Annotated in this window: 24 protein-coding genes; 23 read left to right on the top strand and 1 reads right to left on the bottom strand. The window is 74.3% G+C overall.

Going from position 1 to position 26,978, the window contains the following annotated elements; translation table 11 throughout:
* Positions 1 to 71 precede the first annotated feature (71 nt).
* The 19 genes from MODMU_RS19055 to MODMU_RS28680 all read left to right on the top strand — a co-directional run bounded on the left by MODMU_RS19055 (position 72) and on the right by MODMU_RS28680 (position 19,143).
* Positions 72 to 1,031, top strand: coding sequence for an ABC transporter permease (locus tag MODMU_RS19055; RefSeq protein ID WP_014742005.1), 960 nt, complete (start codon positions 72 to 74; stop codon positions 1,029 to 1,031).
* Positions 1,028 to 1,909: an ABC transporter permease gene (locus MODMU_RS19050; RefSeq protein WP_014742004.1), complete on the top strand. Its 882-nt coding sequence runs from the start codon at positions 1,028 to 1,030 to the stop codon at positions 1,907 to 1,909. Before MODMU_RS19055 ends, MODMU_RS19050 begins: the two co-directional genes overlap by 4 nt.
* Before the next feature lie 2 nt (positions 1,910 to 1,911).
* Positions 1,912 to 2,961, top strand: coding sequence for an ABC transporter ATP-binding protein (locus tag MODMU_RS19045; protein ID WP_197537350.1), 1,050 nt, complete (start codon positions 1,912 to 1,914; stop codon positions 2,959 to 2,961).
* Complete coding sequence (locus MODMU_RS19040) at positions 2,958 to 3,998, top strand: ABC transporter ATP-binding protein (protein ID WP_014742002.1); 1,041 nt, start codon at positions 2,958 to 2,960, stop codon at positions 3,996 to 3,998. The genes MODMU_RS19045 and MODMU_RS19040 overlap by 4 nt, the downstream gene beginning before the upstream one ends.
* The gene (locus tag MODMU_RS19035) at positions 3,995 to 4,831 is read left to right on the top strand and encodes a M55 family metallopeptidase (RefSeq protein WP_014742001.1); all 837 of its coding nucleotides are present in this window, start codon (positions 3,995 to 3,997) and stop codon (positions 4,829 to 4,831) included. The genes MODMU_RS19040 and MODMU_RS19035 overlap by 4 nt, the downstream gene beginning before the upstream one ends.
* Before the next feature lie 53 nt (positions 4,832 to 4,884).
* Positions 4,885 to 5,799, top strand: a complete 915-nt coding sequence (locus tag MODMU_RS19030) for an isoaspartyl peptidase/L-asparaginase family protein (protein WP_014742000.1) — start codon at positions 4,885 to 4,887, stop codon at positions 5,797 to 5,799.
* 29 nt (positions 5,800 to 5,828) lie between these two features.
* Positions 5,829 to 6,737: a MurR/RpiR family transcriptional regulator gene (locus MODMU_RS19025; protein WP_014741999.1), complete on the top strand. Its 909-nt coding sequence runs from the start codon at positions 5,829 to 5,831 to the stop codon at positions 6,735 to 6,737.
* A gap of 3 nt (positions 6,738 to 6,740) precedes the next feature.
* Complete coding sequence (locus MODMU_RS19020) at positions 6,741 to 7,439, top strand: SDR family NAD(P)-dependent oxidoreductase (protein WP_197537349.1); 699 nt, start codon at positions 6,741 to 6,743, stop codon at positions 7,437 to 7,439.
* A gap of 21 nt (positions 7,440 to 7,460) precedes the next feature.
* On the top strand, positions 7,461 to 9,164 hold the full coding sequence (locus MODMU_RS19015; RefSeq protein WP_014741997.1) for a DUF885 domain-containing protein: 1,704 nt from the start codon (positions 7,461 to 7,463) through the stop codon (positions 9,162 to 9,164).
* Positions 9,155 to 10,006, top strand: coding sequence for an alpha/beta fold hydrolase (locus MODMU_RS19010; RefSeq protein ID WP_014741996.1), 852 nt, complete (start codon positions 9,155 to 9,157; stop codon positions 10,004 to 10,006). The genes MODMU_RS19015 and MODMU_RS19010 overlap by 10 nt, the downstream gene beginning before the upstream one ends.
* Positions 10,003 to 10,956 (top strand): ketopantoate reductase family protein, encoded by a 954-nt coding sequence (locus MODMU_RS19005; protein ID WP_014741995.1) that lies wholly within the window; start codon positions 10,003 to 10,005, stop codon positions 10,954 to 10,956. The genes MODMU_RS19010 and MODMU_RS19005 overlap by 4 nt, the downstream gene beginning before the upstream one ends.
* Before the next feature lie 25 nt (positions 10,957 to 10,981).
* Entirely contained in the window at positions 10,982 to 12,028 is a 1,047-nt protein-coding gene (locus MODMU_RS19000) for a zinc-binding dehydrogenase (RefSeq protein ID WP_014741994.1), read from the top strand.
* Position 12,029: 1 nt separating this feature from the next.
* Positions 12,030 to 13,292, top strand: a complete 1,263-nt coding sequence (locus MODMU_RS18995) for a methylaspartate ammonia-lyase (RefSeq protein ID WP_014741993.1) — start codon at positions 12,030 to 12,032, stop codon at positions 13,290 to 13,292.
* Positions 13,292 to 14,641, top strand: coding sequence for a M20/M25/M40 family metallo-hydrolase (locus MODMU_RS18990; protein WP_014741992.1), 1,350 nt, complete (start codon positions 13,292 to 13,294; stop codon positions 14,639 to 14,641). Before MODMU_RS18995 ends, MODMU_RS18990 begins: the two co-directional genes overlap by 1 nt.
* Entirely contained in the window at positions 14,638 to 15,819 is a 1,182-nt protein-coding gene (locus MODMU_RS18985) for a dipeptidase (RefSeq protein ID WP_014741991.1), read from the top strand. The genes MODMU_RS18990 and MODMU_RS18985 overlap by 4 nt, the downstream gene beginning before the upstream one ends.
* 39 nt (positions 15,820 to 15,858) lie before the next feature.
* Positions 15,859 to 16,668, top strand: coding sequence for an SDR family NAD(P)-dependent oxidoreductase (locus MODMU_RS18980; protein WP_014741990.1), 810 nt, complete (start codon positions 15,859 to 15,861; stop codon positions 16,666 to 16,668).
* A gap of 128 nt (positions 16,669 to 16,796) precedes the next feature.
* Positions 16,797 to 17,429: a hypothetical protein gene (locus MODMU_RS27235; protein ID WP_014741989.1), complete on the top strand. Its 633-nt coding sequence runs from the start codon at positions 16,797 to 16,799 to the stop codon at positions 17,427 to 17,429.
* Positions 17,430 to 17,560: 131 nt separating this feature from the next.
* Entirely contained in the window at positions 17,561 to 18,778 is a 1,218-nt protein-coding gene (locus tag MODMU_RS18970) for an acetyl-CoA C-acetyltransferase (protein WP_014741988.1), read from the top strand.
* 227 nt (positions 18,779 to 19,005) lie between these two features.
* A complete protein-coding gene (locus tag MODMU_RS28680) occupies positions 19,006 to 19,143 on the top strand; it encodes a hypothetical protein (protein WP_014741987.1) in 138 nt (45 codons plus the stop codon).
* Here MODMU_RS28680 and MODMU_RS18965 read toward each other — a convergent pair.
* The gene (locus MODMU_RS18965) at positions 19,098 to 20,111 is read right to left on the bottom strand and encodes a LacI family DNA-binding transcriptional regulator (RefSeq protein WP_014741986.1); all 1,014 of its coding nucleotides are present in this window, start codon (positions 20,109 to 20,111) and stop codon (positions 19,098 to 19,100) included. The genes MODMU_RS28680 and MODMU_RS18965 overlap by 46 nt on opposite strands.
* A 337-nt stretch (positions 20,112 to 20,448) precedes the next feature.
* Between MODMU_RS18965 and MODMU_RS18960 the strand changes: the two genes are divergently transcribed.
* From MODMU_RS18960 to MODMU_RS18945, 4 genes are all read left to right on the top strand, one after another.
* Complete coding sequence (locus tag MODMU_RS18960) at positions 20,449 to 22,212, top strand: PHA/PHB synthase family protein (RefSeq protein WP_014741985.1); 1,764 nt, start codon at positions 20,449 to 20,451, stop codon at positions 22,210 to 22,212.
* On the top strand, positions 22,209 to 23,042 hold the full coding sequence (gene phaZ / locus MODMU_RS18955) for a poly(3-hydroxyalkanoate) depolymerase (RefSeq protein ID WP_014741984.1): 834 nt from the start codon (positions 22,209 to 22,211) through the stop codon (positions 23,040 to 23,042). Before MODMU_RS18960 ends, phaZ begins: the two co-directional genes overlap by 4 nt.
* Before the next feature lie 81 nt (positions 23,043 to 23,123).
* On the top strand, positions 23,124 to 26,564 hold the full coding sequence (locus MODMU_RS18950) for a TM0106 family RecB-like putative nuclease (RefSeq protein WP_014741983.1): 3,441 nt from the start codon (positions 23,124 to 23,126) through the stop codon (positions 26,562 to 26,564).
* Complete coding sequence (locus MODMU_RS18945) at positions 26,561 to 26,890, top strand: PDDEXK family nuclease (protein ID WP_014741982.1); 330 nt, start codon at positions 26,561 to 26,563, stop codon at positions 26,888 to 26,890. Before MODMU_RS18950 ends, MODMU_RS18945 begins: the two co-directional genes overlap by 4 nt.
* Positions 26,891 to 26,978: the final 88 nt, after the last annotated feature.

Below are 26,978 nucleotides of genomic sequence, written 5' to 3'. Positions count from 1 at the left end.
GTGGGCGGCGCAGACCGCGGCGCCCACCACCCGGGTCCACCCGACGCTCCAACCGACGAGGAGATGGGCGCGTGCTCGACCGTTTCCGGTTCATCCCGATCCGGCTGCTGCAGTCGATCCCGGTGGTCATCGGGGTCACGATCGTGGTGTTCTTCATGGTCCACCTGCTGCCGGGCAACCCGGCGCTGACCATCCTGGGCCAGACCGCGACCCCCGAGCGGGTGGCGGCGCTGAACGCCCAGCTGGGGCTGGACAAGCCCCTGTGGGACCAGTACTTCATCTTCCTGGGCCGCCTGCTGCACGGTGACCTGGGGGACAGCCTCACCTACCAGCGGCCGGTGTTCGACCTGGTCGCCCAGGCGGTGCCGATCACGCTGTCGCTGCTGGCGTTCGCGCTGGTGCTCTCGCTCGTGATCAGCATCCCGCTCGCCGCGCTCGCCGCGACGGCGCCGGGCCGGGTGCGCGACGTGCTGGTGCGGGTGTTCACCCTCATCGGCCAGGGCATGCCGCAGTTCTGGGTCGGCATCATGCTCATCCTGCTGCTCGCGGTGAAGGCCGGCGCCTTCCCGGTCGGCGGCTACGGCCAGACCCCCGCCGAGCACCCCTACTACCTGTTCCTGCCCGCGCTGACCCTGGCCATCGCCATGTCGCCGACGACGATCCGCAGCCTGCGGGCCTCGACGATCAACGTGCTGGGTGCCGACTACGTCGGGACGGCACGGTCCAAGGGCGCCGCCGGCGTCTCGCTGTTCCGCGGGCACGTGCTGCGCAACGCCGCCATCCCGACGGTCTCGATCATCGGCGTCAACCTCGGCTACCTGGTCGGTGGCTCGCTGGTGATCGAGAAGGTGTTCGCCGTCCCCGGCCTGGGCTCGCTGATGATCAACGCGATCTTCTCCCGCGACTTCCCGACCATCCAGGCCGTGGCGCTGTTCGTGGCGCTGTTCGTGATCGTCGTCGGGATCCTCACCGACGTCGTCTACACCCTCATCGACCCGCGGGTCGACCTGTCCAGCAAGGAGCGCGCATGACCACGGCGGCGGTGGCGACGGCCACCCGCGCGATGCGCCGGCCGGCCCGGTCGCGCTCGCTGAAGGCCTGGTACCGCAACGGCACCCTGGTGGCCGGCCTGGTCATCGTCGGGCTGCTGGTGCTGGCCGCGGTGCTCGCACCGCTGCTGACCCCCTACGACCCGATCGAGCAGGACCTGCAGAACGCGCTGCTCTCACCCAGCGCCGACCACTGGCTGGGCACCGACAAGTACGGCCGCGACGTGCTCACCCGGCTGCTCTACGGCGCCCGGGTCGACCTGCGGATCGGCTTCCTCGCCGTGCTCATCCCGTTCGTGGTCGGCTCGGTGCTCGGCGCGCTGGCCGGCTACTTCGGCGGCTGGTTCGACGCGATCGTCATGCGCGTCGTCGACGTCTTCTTCGCCTTCCCGTTCTACGTGCTGGTCATCGTGCTGGTGTTCGTGTTCGGCAGCGGCGAGAAGAGCATCTACCTGGCGATCGCCGCGGTCTCCTGGGTCGCCTACGCCAAGATCATGCGCGGCGAGCTGCTGGTCGCGAAGAAGCAGGACTACGTCGTCGCCGCCCGTCTCGGCGGCATGTCGCACAGCCGGATCCTGGTCCGGCACATCGCGCCGAACGTGATGTCCCAGGCGCTGATCTACGCGATGAGCGACATCGTCATGGACATCCTGGCGATCGTCACCCTGGGCTACCTCGGGCTGGGCATCGCGCCGCCGACCGCCGAGTGGGGCTCGATGATCCTCGACGGCCAGGAGTTCATCACCACCCAGTGGCTGCAGGCCACCATCCCCGGGCTGGCCGTCGTGGTCACCAGCCTCGGGCTCTCCCTGCTGGGGGACGGCCTGTCCGACCAGCTCTCCCCGGAGCGGAGGAAGTGACCGTGTCAGGTGCCACCGCCCAGACCGTCGCCCGGCGGGGCGCGCACGCGCCGATCCAGCCGGGCGTCCCGCTGCTGCGCGTGGAGGACCTCAGCATCGGCGTCCGGCCCTCCCGCGACCGGACCGTGTCGATCGTCGAGGGCGTCTCCTTCGACGTCGACCCGGGCCAGCGGATGGGCATCGTCGGCGAGTCCGGGTCGGGCAAGTCGCTGACCCTGCGGGCGATCGCCGGGCTGCTGCCGAAGCCGGTCGAGGTGCTCAGCGGACGGGTCGAGTACAACGGCGTCGACCTGCTGGCCATGCCGGCCAAGAAGCGCCGGATGCTGATGGGCCCGGAGATCGCGATGATCTTCCAGGAGCCGATGACGGCGCTGAACCCGGTGGTGCGGGTCGGTGACCAGATCGCCGAGGGCCCGCGCCGGCACCTCGGGCTGTCGGCCAAGGAGGCCGGCGAGCTCGCCGTGCAGATGATGGCCCGCACCGGCATCCCCGACCCGGTCCGCCGGGCCCGGGCCTACCCGCACGAGCTCTCCGGTGGGCTGCGCCAGCGGATCATGATCGCGATGGCCGTCTCGTGCGGTCCGCGGCTGCTGCTGTGCGACGAGCCGACCACCGCCCTGGACGTCACCGTCCAGCTGCAGGTGCTCCGGCTGCTGGAGAAGTTGTGCGACGACACCGGCACGTCGCTGGTCTTCGTCACCCACGACCTGGCCGTGGTGAACCAGACCTGCTCGGAGCTGGCGGTCATGTACGCCGGGCACATCGTGGAGTCCGGCCGGGTGAAGGACACCTTCCGCCAGCCGCGGCACCCGTACACCCGGGGGCTGCTGGAGTCCGCGCCGGACTTCGACCGGCCCGACCGGCTGCTGATCCCGATCCCGGGCTTCCCGCCCAACGTCTCCGACCGGCCCGAGGGCTGCCCCTTCGCGCCGCGCTGCGGCTACGTGCGCCCGCACTGCACCGAGGCGATGCCCCCGCTGGCCGAGGTGGTCCCCGGCCGGATGGCCGCCTGCTTCGAGAGCGACCGGCTGGACGACGAGGTGCTGGCATGACCGGGACGACGACCGGCAACGTGGAAGCGTCGGTGCTCCGGGTCAGCGCGCTGACCAAGGCGTACGGGCCCGGGACGTCGTTGCTCTCCCGGTTCGCCACCGGCCGGGCCGGCACCCTCAAGGCCCTGGACGGCGTCGACCTGCACGTCCGGCCCGGCGAGATCCTGGCCCTGGTCGGCGAGTCCGGCTCGGGCAAGTCGACGCTGGCCAAGATCCTGGTCGGCAGCACCAGCCCCACCAGCGGCGACGTCTCCATCGCCGGGGAGCCGGCGCCGGCCTCCCGGACCAAGGAGTCCTCGCGCCGGGTGCAGATGGTGTTCCAGGACCCGTACTCCTCGCTCAACCCGCGGATCCCGGTCGGCCGGATGCTGTCCGAGCTGCTGCTGCTGCACCGGATCGTGCCCCGCGCGGAGGTGCGGGCCGAGAGCGTGCGGCTGCTGAACCTGGTGGGCCTGGAGGAGGACGTCCTCACCGCCTACCCCAGCCAGTTCTCGGGCGGGCAGCGGCAGCGGCTGGCGATCGCCCGGGCGCTGGCCGTCCGGCCCGAGGTGCTCATCGCCGACGAGCCGGTGTCCGCCCTGGACGTCTCGGTGCAGGCGACCATCCTCGAGCTGTTCGCCACGCTGCGCACCGAGCTCGGGCTGTCGATCCTGTTCATCGCGCACAACCTGGCGGTCGTGCAGCACCTGGCCGACCGGGTCGCGGTGATGTACCTGGGCCGGATCGTCGAGGTGGCACCGACCGCGCAGCTGTTCACCGAGCCCCGGCACCCCTACACCCGGGCGCTGATCGACTCCATCCCGCGGATGACCGAGACCAGCGTCAACGACGGGTTCGAGGTCGACGGCGAGCCGCCGAGCCCCTACGACGTCCCGGCCGGTTGCCGGTTCCACCCGCGCTGCCCGCTGGCCAGCGAGGTCTGCCGTGAGAACGACCCCCCGCTGCTCGCCGTCGGCCCCGCGCACGAGAGCGCGTGCCTCAAGGCCGACGAGCTGGCGCTGATCCCCGTCCCCAACGTCCCGCTGGAGCAGCGATGAAGATCTGGATCTCGTTCGACATGGAGGGCGTCGCCGGCATCGTCGACTGGGACCAGTGCCGGCCCAGCGGCGGCGCCCGGTACGACGTCGGCTGCCAGCTGATGCTCGCCGAGGTCAACGCGGCCATCGAGGGCGCGATCGCCGGCGGTGCGACCGAGGTCGTGCTCAACGACTCGCACGGCACCATGGCCAACCTCGACCCGCGCGCGGTGGCCGGCGGCGCCCGCTCCATCACCGGCCGGCACAAGCCGCTGTACATGATGCAGGGCCTCGACGAGTCCTTCGACGCCGTCTACCTCGTCGGCTACCACGGTTCGATCTCCGGCCGGCCCTCCACGCTGTCGCACACCTACAACCCGGAGGTCTTCGCCGGGGCGCGGGTCAACGGCACCGAGGTGGGGGAGAGCGGCATCAACGCCCTCGTCGCCGAGCACTTCGGCGTCCCGATCGCCTTCGTCTCCGGCGACGCGGTGACCTGGGCCGAGACCGAGCCGTTCGCGCCGGGCGCCGAGCACGTGGTCACCAAGGAGTCGATCACCCGGTTCAGCGCGGACAACCTGCACCCCACCGAGTCCTGCCGGCTGATCCGCGAGGGCGCCGAGCGGGCGGCCCGCGCGGTGGCGGCGGGGAGCGTCGGGACGCCGGGCATCAGCCGCCCGGCGACGCTGGAGCTGGACGTGCAGACCGGCGACATGGCCGAGGTGGCCACCTGGGCCCGCGGGGTCGAGCGCACCGGCGAGCGCACCCTGGCGATCACCGGGGACGACCTGCTGGCCGTCTTCCGGTCCTTCGTCGCGGTCACCTACATCACCCGTCAGGCCGGCGGCCGGTGACCCGGCCGGCCGACCTCCCCACCCGCCGCCACGAGCCAGGAGAACCGCGCCCGATGCACCTGTTCCACGTCCCCCCGTCGGCCAGCGGCTGGGCCCTGGTCCTGCACGGCGGGGCCGGCGGCCGCGTCGAGGAGCTCTCCTTGGAGGAGTCCGGCAGCTACGCCGAGGGCCTGACCGCGGCCTACCTGGCCGGCGCCGCGGTGCTCGCCGCCGGCGGGTCGGCGCTGGACGCGGTCTGCGCGACCGTGGAGCGGCTGGAGGACGACCCGCTGTTCAACGCCGGCCGCGGTGCCGCGCTCACCGCCGAGGGCACCGCGGAGCTGGACGCCTGCGTGATGACCGGTGACGGCCGGGCCGGGGCGATCGCGGCCTGCCGGCACGCCCGCAACCCGGTGCACGCCGCCCGCAAGGTCATGGAGGAGACCCCGGCGGTGCTGCTGATCGCCCCGTCCGAGGAGCGGCTCACCGGCTGGGACCTCGCCACCGTGAAGCCCGCCTACTTCCTCACCCCGGCCCGCCAGCAGCAGCTGCGCAACGTGCAGGACCGGGTGCTCGAGGGCTCCCGGCACGGCACCGTCGGCGCGGTCGCGATCGACGTGCAGGGCCGGCTCGCGGCGGCCACCTCCACCGGCGGGATGGTCAACCAGAGCGAGGGCCGGGTCGGCGACACCCCGATCGTCGGGGCCGGCACCTACGCCCGGGACGGCGTGGGCGCCATCTCCTGCACCGGCGAGGGCGAGGCGTTCCTGCAGGGCGTGGTCGCCGCCGACGTCGCCGCCCGGGTGCGCTACCTGGGCGTGCCGATGGACGCCGCCATCGAGGCGACCGTCGCCGCCGAGCTCGAGCCCCGGTCGGCCATGGGCGGGCTGATCGCGGTCGGTGCGGACTCCTCGATCGTGGTGGGCCACAACTCCCCGGCGATGTTCGCGGCCTACCACGACGGCGACCGCCTGGTCACCCACACCTGAGCCGGACCGACGACAGGGGGAGGGCAGGGATGACGCTGATCAGGGACGACGTGTTCGCCCGGATGGACGAGCTCTCACCGGCGGAGAAGAAGGTGGCCCGCTCGCTGCTGGCCAACTACCCGAGCGCGGGGCTGGCCAGCGCGGCCACCCTCGCCCGGGCTGCCGGGACGAGCACGCCGACGGTGCTGCGGCTGGTCGCCCGGCTGGGCATCGGCAGCTACCCGGAGTTCCAGCAGCTGCTGCACGAGGAGATCTCCCAGCAGCTGAACGCGCCGGTCCGCCGGGCCGCGGACCGGCTCACCGGCGAGGGCGACGGGACGCTGTTCCAGCGGTCGATCGCCCAGCGGCTGGGCCTGGTGGAACGGCTGACCGCCACCGTGCCGCCCAGCGAGTTCGACGCCGCGGTGGCGCTGCTGGCCGGCGGGGCCCGCAGCATCGTGGTCAGCGGCGGCTACTTCTCCCGCTACCTCGGCCAGATCCTGGTGCTGCAGCTGGACCAGCTCGTGCCCGGCGTGGTGCTGGCCACCGAGCCGCTGGGCCGGGACATCGGCAGCTACCTGTCGATGGGCCGGGACTCGGTCGCGGTGATCTTCGACCTGCGCCGGCACGAGCTGCCGGCCAAGCGGCTGGCGGCGCTGGCCAAGCGGCAGGGCGCCGCGGTCCTGGTCATCACCGACGAGGAGCTCTCCCCGGCCGCCGACGACGCCGACGTGGTGCTGCCGATCGCCGTCGACGGGGTGCCGTTCGACTCCTTCGCCGGCCTGGTGGTGCTGGTCGAGGCGCTGGTCGAGGGCGTCTTCCAGCGGGTCGGCACCGCCGGGCTGGACCGGATGCGGCAGTGGGAGGAGTCGGTGCTCATCCACCGCGCCTTCCGCGCCGGGCCGGTCCCGCCGGACGACGAGAGCGACGAACCCGACGACACCGAGACCGAGGACTGAGACGTGGGACAGCTGGACGGGATGACCGCCGTCGTCACCGGGACGGCGCAGGGCATCGGGCAGGAGATCGCCCGCACCCTGCACGACGCCGGGGCCACCGTGCACGAGGTCGACAAGGACACCGTCGACCTGTCGGTGTCGGCCGCGGTCGAGGAGTTCTTCGCCTCGGTCGGGGACGTCGACGTGCTGGTCAACAACGCCGGCGGGGTGACCGGGCAGACGCACGTGCCGATCGACGAGCTCACCGACGCCGCCTGGGACGCCGTCGTGGACGCCAACCTGCGGACGACGCTGAACTGCACCCGCGCGGCGGCCCGCGGCATGAAGCGCCGCCGGTACGGGCGGGTCGTCACCATCTCCTCGGGCGCCGGCCGCAGCGTGAGCCTCACCGGCATCCAGGCCTACGCCTCGGCGAAGGCGGCGCAGATCGGGTTCACCCGGCAGCTGGCGCACGAGCTGGGTCCGTTCGGCATCACCGTCAACTGCATCGCGCCGGGCTTCGTGCTGTCCAACCCGACGACCCAGGCGCAGTGGGACGGCTACGGCCCCGACGGGCAGCGGGCGCTGCTCGAGCGGATCCCGGTCCGGGCCACCGGCACGCCGGCCGACATCGCCCGCGGGGTGCTGTTCTTCGCCGTCCCGGCGGCCGGCTGGGTCAGCGGCCAGACGCTGTCCATCGACGGCGGCCACTCCCTCTTCTGACCTCTCCTGAGACAGGTACCGATGACCGACCCCGCAACGACGCTCGCCGAGCTCGGCGAGCGGTACTTCCGCACCCAGCACACCTACGACCCCTACAACGCCACGCTGCTCGGCATCACCGACTTCGACGGCCTGGCCGGCGACCCCAGCCGGGCGGCCAGCGAGGCCGCGGCAGCGGCGTTCGCCGCCCTCGACGCGGAGATCGCGGCGATCGACCCCGACGCGCTCGACGACGCCGGCCGCGTCGACCTCGGTGTGCTGACCGTGCTCTCCCGGGGCGCCGGCCGGGACGCGCACCACGCGCTGTGGGCGGCCAACGCCTCGGCCAAGGGCTACGTCAGCCGGCAGGGCCTGGTCTTCCAGGCGGTGCCGGCCATGACGATCACCGACGCCGGCTCCGCCGCCCGCTACGAGTCGCGGCTGGCCGGGCTGGGGGCCTTCTTCACCGCACTCGCGCAGCGGTACGCCGAGGAGGCCGCGGCCGGCCGGGTCTCCACCCAGCTGGGCATCCAGCACGCGATCGGCCAGCTCACCGGCCACCTCGAGCGCGACCTGGACGACGACGCGCTGCTCGCCCCGACGGCCGGTGCCGACCCGGCGCTGCGCGAGCGCGCCCGGGAGACCGTCCGTGCCGAGGTGCGGCCGGCGATGGCGGCGCTGGCCGACCAGCTGCGCGCGCTGCTGCCCGGTGCCCGCCCCGACGACCGGGTGGGCATCAGCAACGTCCCCGGCGGTGCGGAGGCCTACGTCGACGCGGTCGCCCGGCACACCACCACCGACCTGACCCCGGCGCAGGTGCACCAGATCGGCCTGGACACCCTGGCAGAGCTGCGCCCGCGCTGGCTCGAGATCGGCGCCCGGGCGCTGGGCGTGCACACCTTCCCCGAGATCGCCGAGCGGCTGCGCACCGACCCCGCGCTCCGGTTCGAGACCAGCGGGCAGATCGTCGAGGTCGCCGAGCAGGCGCTGCAGCGCGCCCAGGCCGCGCAGGACGACTGGTTCCCGCACGTCGACATCCCGGCGTGCGTGATCGAGCAGATCGACCCGGTCGACGCCGCGGGCGCGGCGATGGCCTACTACCGGCCGCCCGCCGTCGACGGCAGCCGGCCCGGCGCGCACGTGCTGCAGACCACGCACCCCACCGAGCGCTTCCGGTTCGAGTACGAGGCGCTGGCCTTCCACGAGTCGGTGCCCGGCCACCACCTGCAGCTGGCCACCGCCCAGGTCCTGGACCTGCCCCGCTACCGCCAGCACCTGGACGTCGAGGCGTGCAGCTTCAACGAGGGCTGGGGGCTGTACGCCGAGTCCCTGGCCGAGGAGATGGGGCTCTACAGCGACGACGTCGCGCTGCTGGGCATGCTGTCCTTCGCCTCGCTGCGCGCCTGCCGGCTGGTCATCGACACCGGCGTGCACGCGCTGGGCTGGTCCCGCCAGCAGGCGGTGGAGTTCATGTGGGACAACACCGCCACCACCCGCGAGAACGCCGCCAGCGAGGTCGACCGCTACATCTGCTGGCCCGGCCAGGCGCTGGCCTACCAGATCGGCAAGCGCGAGATCGTCCGGCTCCGCGAGCGGGCCACCGCCGCCCTGGGCGACCGGTTCGACCTCGTCGGCTTCCACGGCGCCGTGCTGGGCAGCGGTGCGCTGCCGCTGCCGGTGCTGGACCAGAACATCGCCCGCTGGACCGCCGGTCTGGCCACCGCAGAGGAGCGCTCATGGACCTGACCATCAACGGCTGCCGGCTCACCGTCGAGGTGCTCGGCCCCGAGGACGGGCCGGTGCTCATCGCCCACCACGGCGGCGGCGGCATCGGCTCGCTCGCCGAGCCGAAGGCGACCTTCGGCCCGCTGGCCGACCGGTTCCGCGTGGTCGTGTTCGACGCGCGCGGCTGCGGCACGAGCGAGGGCGTCCCGCCCTACTCCCACGAGCAGTGGGCCGCCGACGTCGAGGGCCTGCGCGAGTGGACGGGCGCGGAGCAGATCGTGGTGGCCGGCGGCTCCTACGGCGGCTTCATCGCCCTGGAGTACGCCGTCCGGTACCCCGGCCGGGTGCAGGCCATGGTGCTGCGGGACACCTCCGCCGACGGCAGCAACCTGGAGCTGGCGTTCGAGAACGCCCGCAACCAGGACCGGGTGGAGATCGACTGGGAGCGGTTCAACCGCTACTGGCACGGCGAGACCCGCGACGACGCCGACCTCAAGCAGCTGTGGAGCGAGCTCATCCCGCTCTACGACAAGCACTACGACGCCGAGCGGTCCGCCGCCGCGGTGGAGGCCGGGTACTACCGGCACGAGGCGCACAACTGGTGCTTCCAGCACAACTGGGGCAGCTACGACCTCACGGCCGACCTGCCCGCGGTGACCGCCCCGACGCTGGTCACCGTCGGCCGCTACGACTGGGTCACCCCGGTCAGCTCCTCGGAGACCATCGCCTCGCTGCTGCCGAACGCCGAGCTGGTGGTGTTCGAGGAGTCCGGGCACTCGCCGCAGAACGAGGAGCGCGAGCTCTTCCAGGCCACGATGCGCGGCTTCCTCGACCGGGTCGTGCCCGCGCCGGTGACCGCGTGAGCGCACCCCTGGTCGTCGTCGGCGCCGGCGCGATCGGCGGCACGCTGGGCGCGCACGTGGCCCGCGCCGGGCACGACGTGCTGCTGTGCGACGTCGACGCCGAGCACGTGGCGGCGATCAACGCCCGCGGGCTGTCCATCGAGGGCCCGGTGGAGGAGTTCACCGTCGGCGTCCCGGCGGTCACCCCCGACGGGCTGCCCGACCGGATCGAGCGGGCGATCGTGGCGGTGAAGAGCCACCACACCCCGGCCGCCGCCGAGCTGCTGCGCGACCGGCTCGCCCCTGACGGCTTCGTGCTCACCGTGCAGAACGGGCTCACCGCCGACGTGCTGGTCGAGGCCCTGGGCGCCGACCGGGTGGTCTCCAGCTTCATCAACGTCGGCGCCGACTACCTGGGGCCCGGCCGGATCATCCAGGGCAACGTCGCCGCCTTCCACGTCGGCGAGCTGGCCGGCGGCGAGATCACCCCGCGGGTGCGCGAGCTCGCCGAGCTGCTGCCCTACGCCCAGCCCACCGGCAACGTGCTGGGCTACCTGTGGGGCAAGGAGGCCTACGGCGCGATGCTCTGGGCCGGCGCGGTCTCCGACCTGACCATCGCCGAGAGCCTGGAGCGCCCGGAGTACCGGCCGCTGATGGTCGCCCTGGCCCGCGAGGTGCTGGCCCAGGCCCCGGTGCCGGTGGAGGGCTTCGACGGCTTCGACCCCGCCGACCTCGAGGGCTCGCTGGACCGGCTGGCGGCCTTCAACCGGCGCAGCGCCAAGCAGTACAGCGGCATCTACCGCGACCTCGTCGTCCGGAAGCGGAAGACCGAGATCGACAGCATGCTGCGCGACCTGGACGGACCGATCTTCGCCAAGATCGGCGAGCTCGTCCACGACATCGAGCAGGGCCGCCGCGTCAACGAGGTGGCCAACCTCGACGAGCTGGCCGCCTACGCCGCTTCCCTGTGACCCCCCACCGCTGAGAGGAACACCCATGCGCGCTGCCGTCCACCAGGCCGCCGGCACCATCACCGTCGAGGACGTGCCCGACGCCGCCCTCGTCGAGCCCACCGACGCCGTCGTCCGGGTCCTGCGCTCCTGCATCTGCGGGTCGGACCTGTGGTCCTACCGCGGGATCATCGACCGGGCCGCCGGCTCGCGGACCGGCCACGAGTTCATCGGCGTGGTCACCGACGTCGGCGCCGCGGTCGGCACGGTGCGCCCCGGCGACCTCGTCGTCGCCCCGTTCGCCTGGTCGGACAACACCTGCCCGGCCTGCCAGGACGGCGTGCACACCCGCTGCGACAACGGCGGCGGCTTCGGCGCCCCCGGGTCCGACGGCGGGCAGGGCGAGGCGGTCCGGGTGCCGCAGGCCGACGGCACGCTGGTCGCCGTCCCGGGCGGCCCGGACGGCGTCGACGACGCACTGCTGCCGGCGCTGCTGACGCTGTCGGACGTGATGGCCACCGGGCTGCACGGCGCGGTGCTCGCCGGGGTCGAGGAGGGGTCGACCGTCGCGGTGATCGGCGACGGCGCGGTCGGGCTGTGCGCGGTGCTCGGCGCCCGCGCGGTGCTGGGCGCCGAGCGGGTCGTGCTGATGAGCCGGCACGAGGACAGGGCGGCGCTGGGCCGGACCTTCGGCGCCACCGACGTCGTCGCCGAGCGCGGCGAGGAGGGGATCGCCGCCGTCCGCGAGCTGACCGGTGGCCGCGGTGTCCGGCACGTGGTCGAGGCGGTGGGCACCCCGCAGTCGTGGGAGATGGCGCTGGGCATGGCCCGCGTGGGCGGCCGGGTCGGCGCGGTCGGGGTGCCGCACACCTCGCCGGAGATCCCGCTGTTCCCGATCGTGCGCAACCACCTGACGGTCAGCGCCGGGATCGCCCCGGTGCGCAAGTACCTGCCCGACCTCATCGAGCGGGTCATGGACGGCCGGCTGGACCCGGGTGCGGTGTTCGACCTCACCCTGCCGCTGGCGCAGGTCGCCGACGGCTACGCCGCGATGGACGAGCGGCGCTCGATCAAGACGATGCTGGCCGGCTGAGGTGGCCCCGCCGCGGATCGCCGAGGTGCTCGCCGTCGGCGTCCGCGGCGGCTTCTTCACCGACGACCAGGCGGCGATCCGGGCCGGGGCGGTGCGCGACGGCTTCGGCTACGCCGGCCCGCCGGTGACCCCCGGGTTCACCGCGGTCCGGCAGCCGGCCGAGGCGCTGTCGGTGCTGCTGGTGCTCGACGACGGCTCGGTCGAGTTCGGCGACTGCGCCGCCGTGCAGTACGCCGGTGCCGGCGGGCGCGACCCGGTGTTCTCCGCCTCGCGCGCCCGGGAGGCCGTGCTCGACCACGTCGCCCCCCGGCTGGTCGGCCGGGAGGTCACTGGCTTCCGGGCGCTGGCCGAGGAGCTGGACCGGGTGGAGACCGACGGCGGCCGGCTGCACACCGCCGTCCGCTACGGCGTCAGCCAGGCCGTGCTGGCCGCCGCCGCCCGCGCGGCCCGGGTGACGATGGCCGAGGTCGTCCGCGACGAGTACCGCACCGGCGCCCCGCTGCGACCGGTGCCGCTGTACGCCCAGTCCGGCGACGACCGGTACGGCAACGCCGAGAAGATGGTGCTGCGCGGCGTCGACGTCCTGCCGCACGGGCTGTTCGCCTCCCCGGCGGACCTCGGCCCGGCGGGGGAGGGGCTGGCGGACTACCTGCGCTGGCTGGTCGCCCGGATCGGCCAGCTGCGCCCGGACGGCGGGTACCACCCGCGGCTGCACGTGGACACCTACGGCACGCCGGGGCTGGCGTTCGGCGGCGACGTCCGCGCCGTGGCCGGCTACCTGGCCTGGCTCGGCGAGCTGTGCGCCCCCTACGACCTGGCCGTCGAGCACCCGGTCGACGCCGGCAGCCGGGAGGGCCAGCTCGAGGCCTGCGCGCAGCTGCGCGCCGAGCTCGCCGCGCTGGGCAGCGGGGTGCGGGTCGTCGTCGACGAGTGGTGCAACACCCTGGACGACGTCCGGGCCTTCGTCGCCGCCGGGGCCGCCGACGTGGTGCACGTGAAGACCCCGGACCTCGGCTCGCTCACCGACAGCATCGAGGCGCTGCTGCTGGTCCGCGACGCCGGGCTGGAGGCCTTCTGCGGCGGCACCTGCACCGAGACCGACCGGTCGGCGCAGGTGACCGCGCACGTGGCCATGGCGTGCGAGGCCGGCCAGGTGTTGGCCAAGCCCGGCATGGGCGTGGACGAGGGCCTCATGGTCGTCGGCAACGAGATGGCCCGGACCGCGGCGCTCGCCGCGGCCCGCCGCACCCGGGAGGACACCTGATGACCGCTGCGACCGACTCCCTGCCACCGGGCTTCCTGGCCGACCTCGCCGAGTACGTGGCGATCCCCAGCGACAGCCGCAGCGCGCCGATGGCGACGATGCGGGCGGCCGCGGAGTGGCTGGCCGCCCGGCTCGACTGGGCCGGCGGCCGGGTCGAGGAGACCGACGGCTTCCCGGTGGTGCGCGCCGACTGGCTCGGTGCCCCCGGCGCCCCGACGGTCCTGGTCTACGGCCACTACGACGTGCAGCCCACCGGCGACCTCACCGAGTGGCACACCGCGCCGTTCGAGCTGGTCGTCGACGGGGACGTGCTGCGCGGCCGCGGGGTGACCGACGACAAGGGCCCGGTCCTGCTGGTGCTGGAGATGGCCCGCACGATGCTGGCCGAGCGCGGCGCGCTGCCGCTCAACGTCCGGTTCCTGCTGGAGGGGGAGGAGGAGATCGGCAGCCCGCACCTGCCGGCCTACGTGCGCGCGCACGCCGCCGAGCTCGCCGCCGACCTGGTCATCTCCGCCGACGGCGCGATGTGGCGGCCCACCGAGCCGTCGATCTCCATCGCGTCCAAGGGGCTGGTCGCCCTCGACGTCGTGGTCACCGGCGCCGCCGAGGACCTGCACTCGGGCCGGTACGGCGGCACCGTCGCCAACCCGGTGCACGCCCTGGCCACCGTCCTGGCCTCGCTGCACACCGCCGACGGCGCCGTGGCGGTGGCCGGTTTCACCGACGGGGTCGACAAGCTGCCCCCGCAGCGCCGGGCCGAGATCGACGCGGTCGACTTCGACGACGAGGAGTACCGGGCCGCCGTCGGCGCACCGGAGCTGTTCGGCGAGGCCGGCTACTCCACCCTGGCGCGGCTGTGGGAGCGGCCGACGCTGGAGGTCAACGGCATCACCGCCGGCGGGAAGTACACCGTCATCCCGCACCGCGCCGTCGGGCACGTGTCCTGCCGGCTGGTCGGCCGGCAGGACCCCGACCGGGTGGTCGAGGCGATCAGCGCGCACGTCGCCGCGCTGGACCTCCCCGGGGTGCGGGTCGAGGTGCGCGCTGACCCCGGCCGGGTGCCGGCCTACCGGATCGAGCCCGACCACCCGGCGGTGCGGGCCGCCCGGGAGGCGCTGGCGGAGGTCTACCCGGGCCAGGAGGTGCTGCTGGCGGTGATCGCCGGGACGCTGCCGGCGACCACCCTGTTCGAGTCGGCGCTGGGCGCCAAGACGCTGTTCTTCTCCTTCGCTACCGCCGACGAGAAGCACCACGCACCCAACGAGTTCTTGCGCATCGCCCGGATCGGCGAGGGCATGCGCGCCTGGGCCGCCCTCTGGGACCGGCTCGCCACAGGAGGCACCCGATGACCTACCAGTCCTACGACTACCTGCAGGGCGACCTGGCCCTGCCGGTGGTCCCGCTCGCGCCCGAGTCCGGCCGCGTCGCGCCCTACGACGGCGGGTTCACCCCCGAGGAGCGGGCCCGGGCGCAGCGGCTGCTCCACGAGAACGTGACGATCAGCCTGCACGACCACCCGGTGCTCTTCCCGGCCGACATGGCCGACACCCCGCGGTACAACCGCACCGGCCGGCAGCACACCGCCTTCGCCGGGCTGCGGGACTCCGGGCTCACCGTGGTCTTCGACAACATGATGGACGGCACGGCCTGCGTCACCGGCAACGCCCCGTGGCAGTGGGACGACGTCGTCCTCGACCTCGGCATGCGGCTGGCCGACCTGGCCCACCAGGACGGCGTGGGGGTCATCCGCACCGTCGCCGACATCGAGGCCACCCACGCGGCCGGCGGCGTCGGGCTGGTGTTCGGCCTGGAGGCGGCCACCCCGATCGGCAACGACCTGGACAAGCTCGACGTCCTCTTCGGCCTCGGCATCCGGCAGATCGGCATCGCCTACTCCGACTCCAACGCCCTCGGGTCGGGCCTGAACGAGGTGGTGGACGGCGGTCTCACCGCGCTGGGCCGGCGGGCGGTGCGGCGGATGAACCAGCTCGGGCTGGCCGTCGACGTCTCGCACTCCTCCGACCGGACCGGCATCGACACCTGCGCCGCGTCGGACCGGCCGGTGTTCATCACCCACGCCGGCGCCCGCGCCGTCTGGGACATCCCGCGGCTCAAGGGCGACGACGTGCTGCGGGCCGTCGCCGACACCGGCGGGGTGATCGGCATGTCGGCCGCGCCGCACACCACGGTCTCGCACGCCCACCCCCGGCACAGCATCGCCTCGGTGATGGACCACTTCCGGTACTGCCTGGACCTGGTCGGCATCGACGCCGTCGGCTTCGGCCCGGACACCCTCTACGGCGACCACGTCGGGCTGCACACCACGTTCGCCGGGCTGCTGGGCACCGAGCCGCGCCCCGGTGCCCCGGTGCCCGACCGGGTGCCCTACGTCGACGGCCTGGAGAACCCGACGGAGAACTTCGCCAACATCGCCGCCTGGCTGGTGCGCGACGGCTTCACCGACGCCGAGATCGGCAAGGTGCTGGGCGGGAACGTGCTGCGGGCGCTGCGGGCGATCTGGGTCTGAGGGTGTTCGGCCGGCCCACCAGCGGGTATCCGGCCGGCCATGACCCAGAACGTCACCGAGCCCCAGACCAGGCCCCTCGCACTCGTCACCGGTGCTTCCAGCGGCATCGGCCTCGAGCTGGCCAAGCAGTTCGCCCAGCACGGCTACGACCTGGTGGTCACCGCCGAGGACGCCGGCATCGATAAGGCCGCGATGCTCCTGCAGGCCGCCGGCGCGCACGTCGTGCCGGTGCAGGCCGACCTCCGCACCGAGCAGGGCGTGGCCCAGCTGTGGTCCCGCGTGCAGGAGCTCGGTCGGCCGCTGGAGGCCGCGGCGCTCAACGCCGGGGTCGGCGAGAGCGGCGCCTTCGTCGACACCGACTGGGCCGACGACCTGGCCATCATGCAGCTCAACGTGGTCTCCACCGCCGCGCTGCTCAAGCTCGCCCTCGTCGAGATGACCGCCCGCAACTCGGGCCGGGTGCTGGTGACCTCCTCGATCGCCTCCACGATGCCCGGCGCCTACCAGCCGGTGTACAACGCGTCGAAGTCCTTCGTGCAGTCGCTGACCGAGGCGGTGCAGGCCGAGCTGAAGGACAAGGACTCCGCGGTCACCGTCACCTCGCTGATGCCCGGCCCCGTCGACACGAACTTCTTCGACCGGGCGGGGCTGGAGGACACCGCGATGGGCCAGGGCCCCAAGGACCAGCCCGACGAGGTCGCCGCGCAGGGCTTCGAGGCGATGATGGCCGGCGAGCGGAAGGTCGTCGCGGCGTCGCTGGCGACCAAGGCCCAGGCGGCGGCGAACAAGGTGCTCCCCGACGCGGTGAAGGCGGCCGCGCACAAGGTGATGGCCAAGCCGCAGGACTGACCACGGCCGGTGAGCGTCCGTCCCCCGACGGGGGGACGTGACGCGCCGACCGTGCGCCGGCGGTGCGGCCGCTGGGCGGGGATGGGTGAGGATCTGCTGGTCAGACCGCCCGAGACCAGGAGATCGATGTGAGCACCCCCGGTGCCGGTGGCCCGCAGCCGCCGGAGCAGGACCCCAACCAGGCGGGTCGGTCCGCGGGCTGGGGGCAGCAGCCGCCCGCGGAGGTCCCGGCCGGCTGGGGCCAGCAGCCGCCGGCCGCCCCGCCCGTGCCCGGCCAGCAGCCGTGGGGCCCGCCACCGCAGCCCGGCCAGCAGCCCGGCCAGCAGTTCGGTGAGCCGCAGCAGCCGTGGGGCCCTCCGCCCGGTCAGCCGCAGCAGTTCGGTCAGCCGCAGCAGTTCGGCGGGCCCGGCGGCGCCCAGGCGTACGGCCAGCCGCCGAAGAAGTCCCGGCTGCTGCCGATCCTCGGCGGCGCCGCCGCGCTGGTCGTCGCCCTCGGCCTGCTGTTCAGCTTCCTGGGCGCCGGCGACCCGGAGATCGGCGACTGCGTCAAGCCGGACGGCACCAGCTTCGAGACGGTCGGCTGCGACGACGACGAGGCGCAGGCGAAGATCGTCGGCACCGACGACGACATGACCGGCGACGCCTTCGACGCCGCCGACGTCAACGACCTGTGCACCGAGGTGCCCAGCGCCACGGCCGTGCTCTGGTGGGGGACCTCGAACGACGAGGACGGCACGGTCTACTGCGCCGAGCCGCTCTGACCACGCTGCAGCACCGCTGAAGACGCCCCTCCCGGTCGACCGGGAGGGGCGTCGTCGTCCGTCCGGCCGGTCCTCCCGCCCAGCGGTGGGCGGGCTGCGCCGCCGACCGGGAGCGGTGGCAGAGTTGGGCCATGGACGACGTCGTCATCTGCTCACCGCTCCGCACCCCCGTCGGCCGCTTCGGCGGGGTGTTCGCCGGCCTGTCGGCCAACGAGCTCGCCGCCACCGCGCTGCGCGGGCTGGCCGAGCGCACCGGCCTGGGTGAGGGGGAGGTCGACGACGTCATCCTCGGCAACTGCAGCCCGAGCGGGGAGAACCCGGCGATCGGCCGGATCGCCGCGCTCGACGCCGGGCTGGGCGTGCAGGTGCCCGGGCTGCAGATCGACCGGCGCTGCGGGTCGGGGCTGCAGGCCGTCGTCTACGCCGCGATGCAGGTCGCCGCGGGCGCCGGCAAGGTCGTCGTCGCCGGGGGCGTGGAGTCGATGAGCAACGTCGAGCACTACGCGCTCGGCCTGCGCACCGGCGCGAAGGGCGACGGCGTCATGCTGCACGACCGGCTGGCCCGCGCCCGGGAGACCGCCGGGGGGCTGCACCACCCCGTCCCCGGCGGGATGCTGGAGACGGCGGAGAACGTCCGCCGCGAGTACGGCATCGACCGGCTGGAGCAGGACGCCTGGGCGCTCCGCTCGCAGCAGGCCGCCGGCGCCGCGATCCGCGAGGGCCGGTTCGCCGAGGAGATCATCGGCGTCGAGGTGCCGGCCACCCGGAAGACGCCGGCCCGGGTGGTCACCGAGGACGAGCACCCCCGCCCGGAGACCACGATGGAGGACCTCGCGAAGCTCCGCCCGGTGATGGGCCGGGTCGACCCCGAGGCCACGGTGACCGCCGGCAACGCCTCCGGGCAGAACGACGGTGCCGCCGTCTGCCTGGTGACCACCCGCGCCGAGGCCGAGCGGCGCGGCTGGGAGCCGATGGTGCGGCTGGTCGGCTGGTCGGTCGCCGGCGTGCCGCCGGAGACGATGGGCATCGGGCCGGTGCCGGCCACCGCCGCCGTCCTGGAGCGGACCGGCCTGAAGCTGTCCGACATGGACCTCATCGAGCTCAACGAGGCCTTCGCCAGCCAGGTGCTGGCCTGTCTGGGCGAGTGGGGGCTGGGCGCCGACGACCGCGAGCGGGTCAACGTCAACGGGTCCGGCATCTCCCTCGGCCACCCCGTCGGCGCGACCGGTGCCCGCATCCTGGCCACGCTGGCGCACGAGATGCGCCGCCGCGAGTCCCGCTACGGGCTGGAGACGATGTGCATCGGCGGCGGCCAGGGGCTGGCCGCGGTGTTCGAGCGCGTCGTCTGAGCCCGGGGTGAGCGCCGCCGCCCGCGCCGCCGCCGGGAGGGCGGCCGGGCTCGCGCTCGCCTCGGCCGCGGTCACCGCCTACTGGACGGCGGGCGGCACGGCGCTGCTGGCCACCGTCGGCGGCGCCTTCCAGACGCTGGCCGAGGACCGCTCGGCGCCGGCCGTGCTGCTCGGCGTCGCGGTCGTCGCGGCCAAGCTGGCGGCGGCCGGTCGCCGACGAGCGGGCGTTGCGCTGGCACGTGCTGTGCTGGGACGCCTGGTTCCTGGTCTGGGGCGTCGCCCTGCTGGTCGCCGTCCGGCTGACCTCCCGGCGGTCCGGTCAGCGCGGGGGTGCGGTGGTGCCGCGCTCTCGCAGCACCGGCTGAACCAGCTCGGACCGGCGCCCGGGGTGGTCGCCGCCCTCGCCGGTGAGCTGGGCCAGCAGCATCGCCGCCGCGCGCTGGGCCTGGAGCTCGGCGCGGTTGTCCACCGCGGTCAGCGGCGGGTTCCACCAGCTGTAGAAGGGCTCGTCCTCGGTGCAGACGACCGAGAGCTGGTCGGGCACGTGCCGGCTGCCGGTGCCCAGCACGGGCAGCGCCCCGAAGGCTGCCTCGTGGTTGCTGAGCAGCAGCGCGGTCGGCGGCTGGGGGAGGTCGAGCAGGCTCCTCGCGGCGGCGCGGCCGAACTCGGGGGTGAACGGACCGCGGTGCACCAGGTGGTCGACGACCGGCAGGCCGGCGTCGGCCATCGCCGCCCGGAAACCGGCGTGGTGCAGCCGGCCGGAGGTGACGTCCGGCGGGCCGCCGATCGTCGCGATGCAGGTGTGCCCCAGCCCGACCAGGTGCTCGGTGGCCAGCCGGGCCGCCTGCTCGTAGTCCGCCCGCACCGAGGGGGCCAGCGAGCCGGGCACCTCGCGGTTCATGGTGACCACGGCCCGGCCGTCCCGGACCAGGGCGTTCACCAGCTCGCCGTTCGCGCCCGACCCGGCGACGACCACGCCGTCGAAGTGGTGGGCCCGGGCGGTCTCCAGGAACGCGGCCTCCCGCTCGGGGCAGCCGTTCGTGGTGGACACCAGCACCTGGTAGCGGTGCCGGGCGGCCCAGTCCTGCAGCGTCTCGGCGATGGTGTGGAACGTCGCCGTCCGCAGGTTGGTGACGACCAGGCCGACCAGACCGGTGCGGCGGGTGCGCAGCGCGCTGGCCATCCGGTTGGGCTGGTAGCTGAGCGCGCTCGCCGCGGCCTCCACCCGGGCCCGGGTGGAGGGGAGCACGCTGGGATGGCCGGAGAGGGCGCGGCTGGCGGTGCTGGTGCTGACCCCGGCGGCCGCCGCAACCGAGTTGAGCGTCGCGGTCACAGCCTGATGTCTACCGGGGTGCACAGCCGCCGCTGAGCACGCCCCCGTCGTGCCGCCGGGGTCGTAGGTGTGCTGCCGGACACGGCGCACGCTGCGATGTGTCTTTCGGTGTAGTGGCCGATGTGCCTTCCGGCTCGGCCCGGTGCGTGCGGTGCCGGGCCTGCTGACGACGCACCCCGTCCGGTTGCCGCCGCCCCCGCTGTGGTTGTGTGATGGCGTTCACACGCCGTCGCCCGGCTGTGGGGACGCGACGCCCACTGTGTCGACACGAGGAGGCACTCATGTGCGAGACAGACCCCGATCGCCGTCCGGCCCGGCCCGTTCCTGAGGCCCGGGCATGAGCGCCGCTCCGCAGTCGCGCGAGCCCGCCGCGAAGGCCGTCCCCGCGCCGTCGTCGGCCACCGGCGGCAACCCGGACAGCGAGCCGGAGCGGGTCGCCGAGGCGGCCACCGGGCTGGACATGATCCTCACCGACGCCGCCCTCGGGCCGCTGCGCCGGCTGCTGCCGCCGCTGTCGACCAGCCTGCGGTTCACCGCCGCCCTGGCGCGGCATCCCCGCACGGTGGCGGGCCACACCGGTCACCTGGTCGGGGAGTGGGGCCGCATCGGGCTCGGTCGCTCCGAGGTGGCGCCCGGACCCAAGGACAAGCGCTACGCCGACCCCGCGTGGTCGGGCAACGGACTGCTGAAGCGGGCGATGCAGGCGCACCTCGTGGCGGCCGAGACGGCGACGAAGCTGGTGGACGACGCGCAGCTGCCGTGGGCCCACGACGAGCGGGTCCGCTTCTCGGTGACCAACATCGTCGAGGCGCTGGCCCCGAGCAACAACCCGGTGCTCAACCCCTCGGCGCTGAAGGCGGTCATCGACACCGGCGGGAAGAGCGCGGTCTCCGGCACCCGCCGGCTGGTGCGTGACCTCTCCTCGGCGCCCCGGATCCCCTCGATGGTCGAGCCGGACGCGTTCGAGGTGGGCAAGGACCTCGCCCGCACCCCGGGCGTGGTCGTGCTGCGCACCCCGGTGTTCGAGCTGATCCAGTACCAGCCGACCACCCCGACGGTGCACGCCGTCCCGCTGGTGATGGTGCCGCCGACGATCAACAAGTTCTACATCGCCGACCTCGCCGAGGGGCGCAGCATCGTCGAGCACGTGGTCGCCGGCGGTCAGCAGGTCTTCATGATGTCCTGGCGCAACCCCGACGCCCGGCACGCCGACTGGGGTCTGGACACCTACGGCCAGGCCGTCCTGGACGCGATGGCCGCCGCCGAGCGGATCACCGGCGCGGAGCAGATCAATCTGATGTCCTTCTGCTCCGGCGGGATCATCACGGCGATGGTGCTGGGCCACCTCGCCGCGATCGGCGAGGCGAACCGGGTCTCCTCCGTCTGCTACGCCGTGACCGTGCTCGACCAGGCCCGCGGCGGGACAGCCGGGGCCTTCCTGGACGAGAAGAGCGCCCAGGCCGCCACCCGGGCGTCGGCGAAGAAGGGCTACCTCGACGGCGCGACGCTGGCGGAGGTCTTCGCCTGGTTGCGCCCGAACGACCTGATCTGGAACTACTGGGTCAACAACTACCTGCAGGGGAAGCCGCCGCCTGCGTTCGACATCCTCTACTGGAACGCCGACACCACCCGGATGACCGCCGCGCTGCACCGCGGGTTCCTGGACATGTCGGTGAACAACTCCCTCACCAAGCCGGGCACGGCCACGATGCTCGGGACGCCGGTGGACCTGTCCGCGGTCACCCTCGACTCCTACGTCGTCGCCGGGATCGCCGACCACATCTGCCCGTGGCAGTCCTGCTACGCGACCACCCAGCTGCTCGGCGGGGACACCCGGTTCGTCCTGTCCACCAGCGGGCACATCGCCTCGCTGGTGAACCCGCCGACCAATCCGAAGTCGACGTGGCGGACGGCGCCGACCGACATCGCCGACGCCGACGAGTGGCTCGCCTCCGCGCACACCGAGAAGGGGTCGTGGTGGACCGACTACGCCCGCTGGGTGGGCGAGCGCTCCGGCGACGAGGTCGACGCCCCGACCGAGCTCGGTGGCGGTGAGCCGACCCTGGGTCCGGCCCCCGGCACGTACGTGTTCGACAAGTGAGGCCGCAACGTAGGTCGCGTCCGGCCCGCGACCCGCAGCTGCGGACGGTCACCGTCGGCGGCAGGACGCTGCGGGTCTCGGTCCGCCCCGGTGACGGCACGCTCACGCCGCTGCTGCTGATGAACGGCATCGGCGCGAGCCTGGAGGTGCTGCAGCCCTTCGTCGACGCGCTGGACCCGCGCCGCGAGGTCATCCGCTTCGACGTCCCCGGGGTGGGCGGCTCGCCGCGGCCGGTGCTGCCGTACACGATGGTGACCTTCGCGCCGGTGGTCGCCGGCCTGCTCAACCAGCTGGGCCACCGGGAGGCGGTGGACGTGCTCGGTTTCTCCTGGGGCGGGGGCCTGGCCCAGCAGTTCGCGGTGCAGCATCGGCGGCGCTGCCGGCGGCTGGTGCTGGCCGCGACCGGGACGGGCTCGCTGATGGTGCCGGCGCACCCCCGGGTGCTGTCGAGGATGATGACCCCGCGGCGGCACCGCGACCCCGGGTACGCCCGCGCGATCGCCGGGGAGATCTACGGCGGGACGATGCGCCAGCACCCCGAGCGCGCCGCGCAGGTGCTGCACGCCCACACCCGGCTCGGCCCGCGGCGCGGCTACTACTACCAGCTGGCGGCCGGCACCGGCTGGTCCAGCCTGCCGTTGCTGCGGATGATCCGGCAGCCGACGCTGGTCCTGGCCGGCGACGACGACCCGATCATCCCCGCGGTGAACCCGCGGATGATGGCCCGGATGATCCCCGGCGCGGAGCTGCACCTGTACCGCGGCGGGCACCTCGCCCTGGTGACCGAGGCCGACGAGCTGGCCCCGGTGGTCGACCGCTTCCTCAGCTGACGGCGGGCCGCGGGAACTGTCGGAGCCGGGTCGTACGGTCGGCGGACCGGACCACGAGGGCCCGGTGCGGGGGGAGTGGCCGTGTACGTGTCCGACACCGGGCTGGTCGTCAGCGCCGGCGACCTCACCGGGTTCCTGGAGTGCGAGCACCTGACCCGGCTGTCGCTGGAGGTGGCCCGCGGCGAGCGGCCGAGGCCCACCGCCACCGACCCGATGACCGAGCTGGTCGCCCGGCACGGCATCGACCACGAGGCGCGGCACGTGCAGCGGCTGCGCGACCGGGGGCTGTCGGTCGTGGAGATCGTCGGCCCGCGCGGCAAGGACGCCGCCGCGCTGCGCCAGGCCCAGGCCGACACGCTCGCCGCCATGCGCGCGGGGGTCGACGTCGTCTACCAGGCCACCTTCTTCGACGGCACCTGGCGCGGGCACGCCGACTTCCTGCTCCGCACCGAGCGCCCCAGCGACCTCGGGCCGTGGGCCTACGACGTCGCCGACACCAAGCTCGCCCGCCGGATCAAGGTCCCGGCCCTGCTGCAGATGGCGCTCTACGGCGACCTGCTCGCCGGGCTGCAGGGCGTGCCGCCGGAGCTGCTCACCGTGGTCACCGGCGACCAGCAGGAGCTGGTGTTCCGCTACGCCGACGCCGAGGCCTACACCCGCACCGCCCGGGCCCGGTTCCTCGAGCGGCTGGCCGACGGCGAGCTGGCCGCGCCCTACCCCAACGCGCACTGCGGCGTCTGCCCGTGGCGGGAGACCTGCACCGCCCGCTGGCGGGAGGAGGACTCGCTGTCGCTGGTGGCCTCGATGCGGCGGGACCACGCCACGGCGCTGGTCGAGGCCGGCATCCCGACGGTGGCCGCGCTGGGCACCCGGCGGCCCGAGGAGCTGCCCGACGCGATCGGCCGGAGCTCGCGCGAGCGCCTGACCCAGCAGGCCCGGCTGCAGCTGGCCGAGCGGGCCAGCGGGGTGCCGTCCTACGAGTTCCTGGCCCGCGAGCACGGCCGGGGGTTCGAGCTGCTGCCCCCGCCCAGCGCCGGCGACCTCTTCTTCGACATCGAGGGCGACCCGTTCGCCGGCGACGCGGGGCTCGAGTACCTGTGGGGCGTGCTGGACACCGCAGGGGAGTTCACCGCCTTCTGGGGCTGCGACCCGGCGGCGCAGGACCAGTCTGCCGCCGAGCGCGCCGCCTTCGAGCAGCTCGTCGACCACCTCTGCGCTGCCCACGCCGCCGACCCGACGATGCACGTCTTCCACTACGCGCCCTACGAGCCGACCCGGCTGAAGACCCTGTCCGCGCGGCTGCGCACCCGGGAGGCCGAGGTCGACCGGCTGCTCCGCGCCGACGTGCTCGTCGACCTGTACGCCGTGGTCCGCCAGGGCCTGCGGCTGAGCAAGGAGTCGTACTCGATCAAGCAGGTCGAGGACTACTACCGCGGGCACGTCCGGGCCCACGGCGCGGAGGTCTCCGACGCCGGGGAGAGCATCGTCGCCTTCGAGCGCTGGCTGGCCACCCGCGACCAGACGCTGCTGGACCAGATCGAGGCCTACAACCGCGACGACTGCGTCTCCACCCGCGAGCTGCGCGACTGGCTGGAGGCCCGCCGCACCGAGCTGCTGGCCTCCGGTGCGCTGCTGCGCCGCCCGGAGGACGGCGACCCGGAGGGGTCGGCGGAGAACGCCGCGGCCCAGCAGCTGCGCGAGGGGCTCGAGGAGCGGCTCACCGCCGACCTCCCCGACACCGGCCGCACCGCGGAGCAGCAGGCGACCTGGCTGCTGGCCCAGCAGCTGGGGTGGCACGCCCGCGAGGCCCGGTCGGCCTGGTGGGAGTACTTCCGGCTCCGCGACCTCCCGGCCGACGAGCTCGAGCGGGAGACCGCCGCCCTCGGCCCGCTGGAGGCGCCGGAGCTGGTCGGTGCGGACCGCGGCTCCCAGCACTGGCGCTACCGCTTCCCGCCGCAGGAGACCAAGGCGTCGGCCGGCAACCGGCTGGAGCACCTGCTGCCCACCGCCGACGGCCGCCGGCTCACCAGCTCCGTCGTCGACGTCGACCCCACCGCGGGCTGGGTGGTGCTGGCCCGCCGGAGCGCGGCGGGCCTCGAGCACCCGACCGGGCTGCTGCCCACGTCCCCGCCCAGCGACAAGGTCTTCCGCGCGGTGCTGCACGACCTCGGCGAGCAGGTGGCCGCCGGCGGCATCGACGGCCCGGGGCCGCTGCGGGCGGCCCGCGACCTGCTGCTCCGCCGCCCCCCGCGAAAGCCGGCCGGCGTGCCGGTGCGGGAGGCGGGGGAGGGTGCGGCGGACGCCGTCCGCCGGCTCGCCGGGCTGCTGGACGGCGGCGTGCTCGCGGTGCAGGGCCCGCCCGGCGCCGGCAAGACCCACACCGGGGCGCGCGCGGTCGTGGACCTGGTGCGCGCCGGGAAGCGGGTCGGGGTCACCGCCTCCAGCCACAAGGTGATCGGCAACCTGCTCGACGCGGTGATGGCGGCCGCCCGCGAGGCCGGCGTGCCGGTCCGCGCCCTGCAGAAGGCCGACGACCTGCAGCGCTGCAGCGACGCGGACGTGCAGTGCGTGGGCAGCAACGGCCAGGTCGTCGACGCGCTCGACGCCGGTGACGTCGACCTGGTCGCCGGCACCTCCTGGCTGTTCGCCCGGCCCGAGCTGGCCGGCCGGCTCGACGTGCTGGTCGTCGACGAGGCCGGCCAGCTCTCGCTGGCCAACGCCTTGGCGGTGAGCCGGGCCGCGACCAACCTGGTGCTCCTCGGTGACCCGCAGCAGCTGCGCCAGCCCGGCAAGGGCATCCACCCCGACGGCGCCGACGTCTCCGCGCTGCAGCACGTGCTAGGCGACGACGAGGTGCTCCCGGCCGACCGCGGCGTCTTCCTCGACCGCAGCTGGCGGATGGCACCGGCGCTCTGCCGGGTCGTCTCCGCGCTCTCCTACCGGGGCGAGCTGCAGCCTTCACCGGTCACGGCCGGCAACCGGCTGGACGCACCGGCGCGCTGGGCGGCGCCGGCGGGCATCGGCTGGGTGCCGGTGGAGCACGAGGGCAACGGCGCGGCCTCCGCCGAGGAGGCGGCCGTGGTCGCCGCGCTGGTGGGCGACCTGATGGGCTGCTCCTGGCACGGCGGCGGGGTCGACCGGGTCATGGGCCCGGCCGACGTGCTGGTGGTGACGCCGTACAACGCGCAGGTCAACCAGGTGCGCGGCGCGCTGGCCGCGGTCGGGCTCGGTGCGGTCGAGGTGGGCACGGTGGACAAGTTCCAGGGCCGGGAGGCTGCGGTCGCGGTCTTCTCGCTGGCCGCCTCCAGCGGTGCGCACGTGCCGCGCCGGCTGGACTTCCTGCTCGACCGGCACCGGCTCAACGTCGCGCTGTCCCGCGCCAAGACCGTCGCCTACCTGGTCGGCAGCCCCGCACTGCTCACCTCCCCGGTGCAGACGCCGGAGCAGCTCCGCCTGGTCAACGGCCTGTGCCGGCTGGTCGAGACGGCCACCGCGCCCGCGTTGGAGACCGTCGGCGGATGAGCGGGGAGGCCGCCGTCGACCTGCGGCTGGCCCCCGCCCCGTCATCCGCGACGGTGCGGGCCCGCTTCCGCCGGCAGGGGCGCCGCGACACCGTGCCGGAGCTGGCGGTCCGCCGGCGGCTGCACGCCCGCGGCGTCCGCTACCGCGTTGACGTCCGCCCCTGCCGGGAGACCCGCGCCCGCGGCGACATCGTCTGGAAGCGACGCAAGCTGGTCGTCTTCATCGACGGACGAAGGACCCCTCTGCCCCCCACCGCTCGCAGGCTCGCGGCGGGCCCCTGCAGAGGGGCCGAGGGCAGCCAAGCTGGCCGCCAACGTCGCGCGTGACCGGCGCACCGACGGCGTGCTCACCGGCCTCGGCTGGCGGGTGCTGCGGTTCTGGGAGCACGAGGACCCCGACGCGGTGGCCGACGCG

Origin of the sequence: Modestobacter italicus (assembly GCF_000306785.1) — a bacterium.
GTDB lineage: Bacteria > Actinomycetota > Actinomycetes > Mycobacteriales > Geodermatophilaceae > Modestobacter > Modestobacter italicus.
The sequence above is the reverse complement of the archived record's forward strand: the minus strand, read 5'-3'. Positions and strand labels throughout refer to the sequence as shown.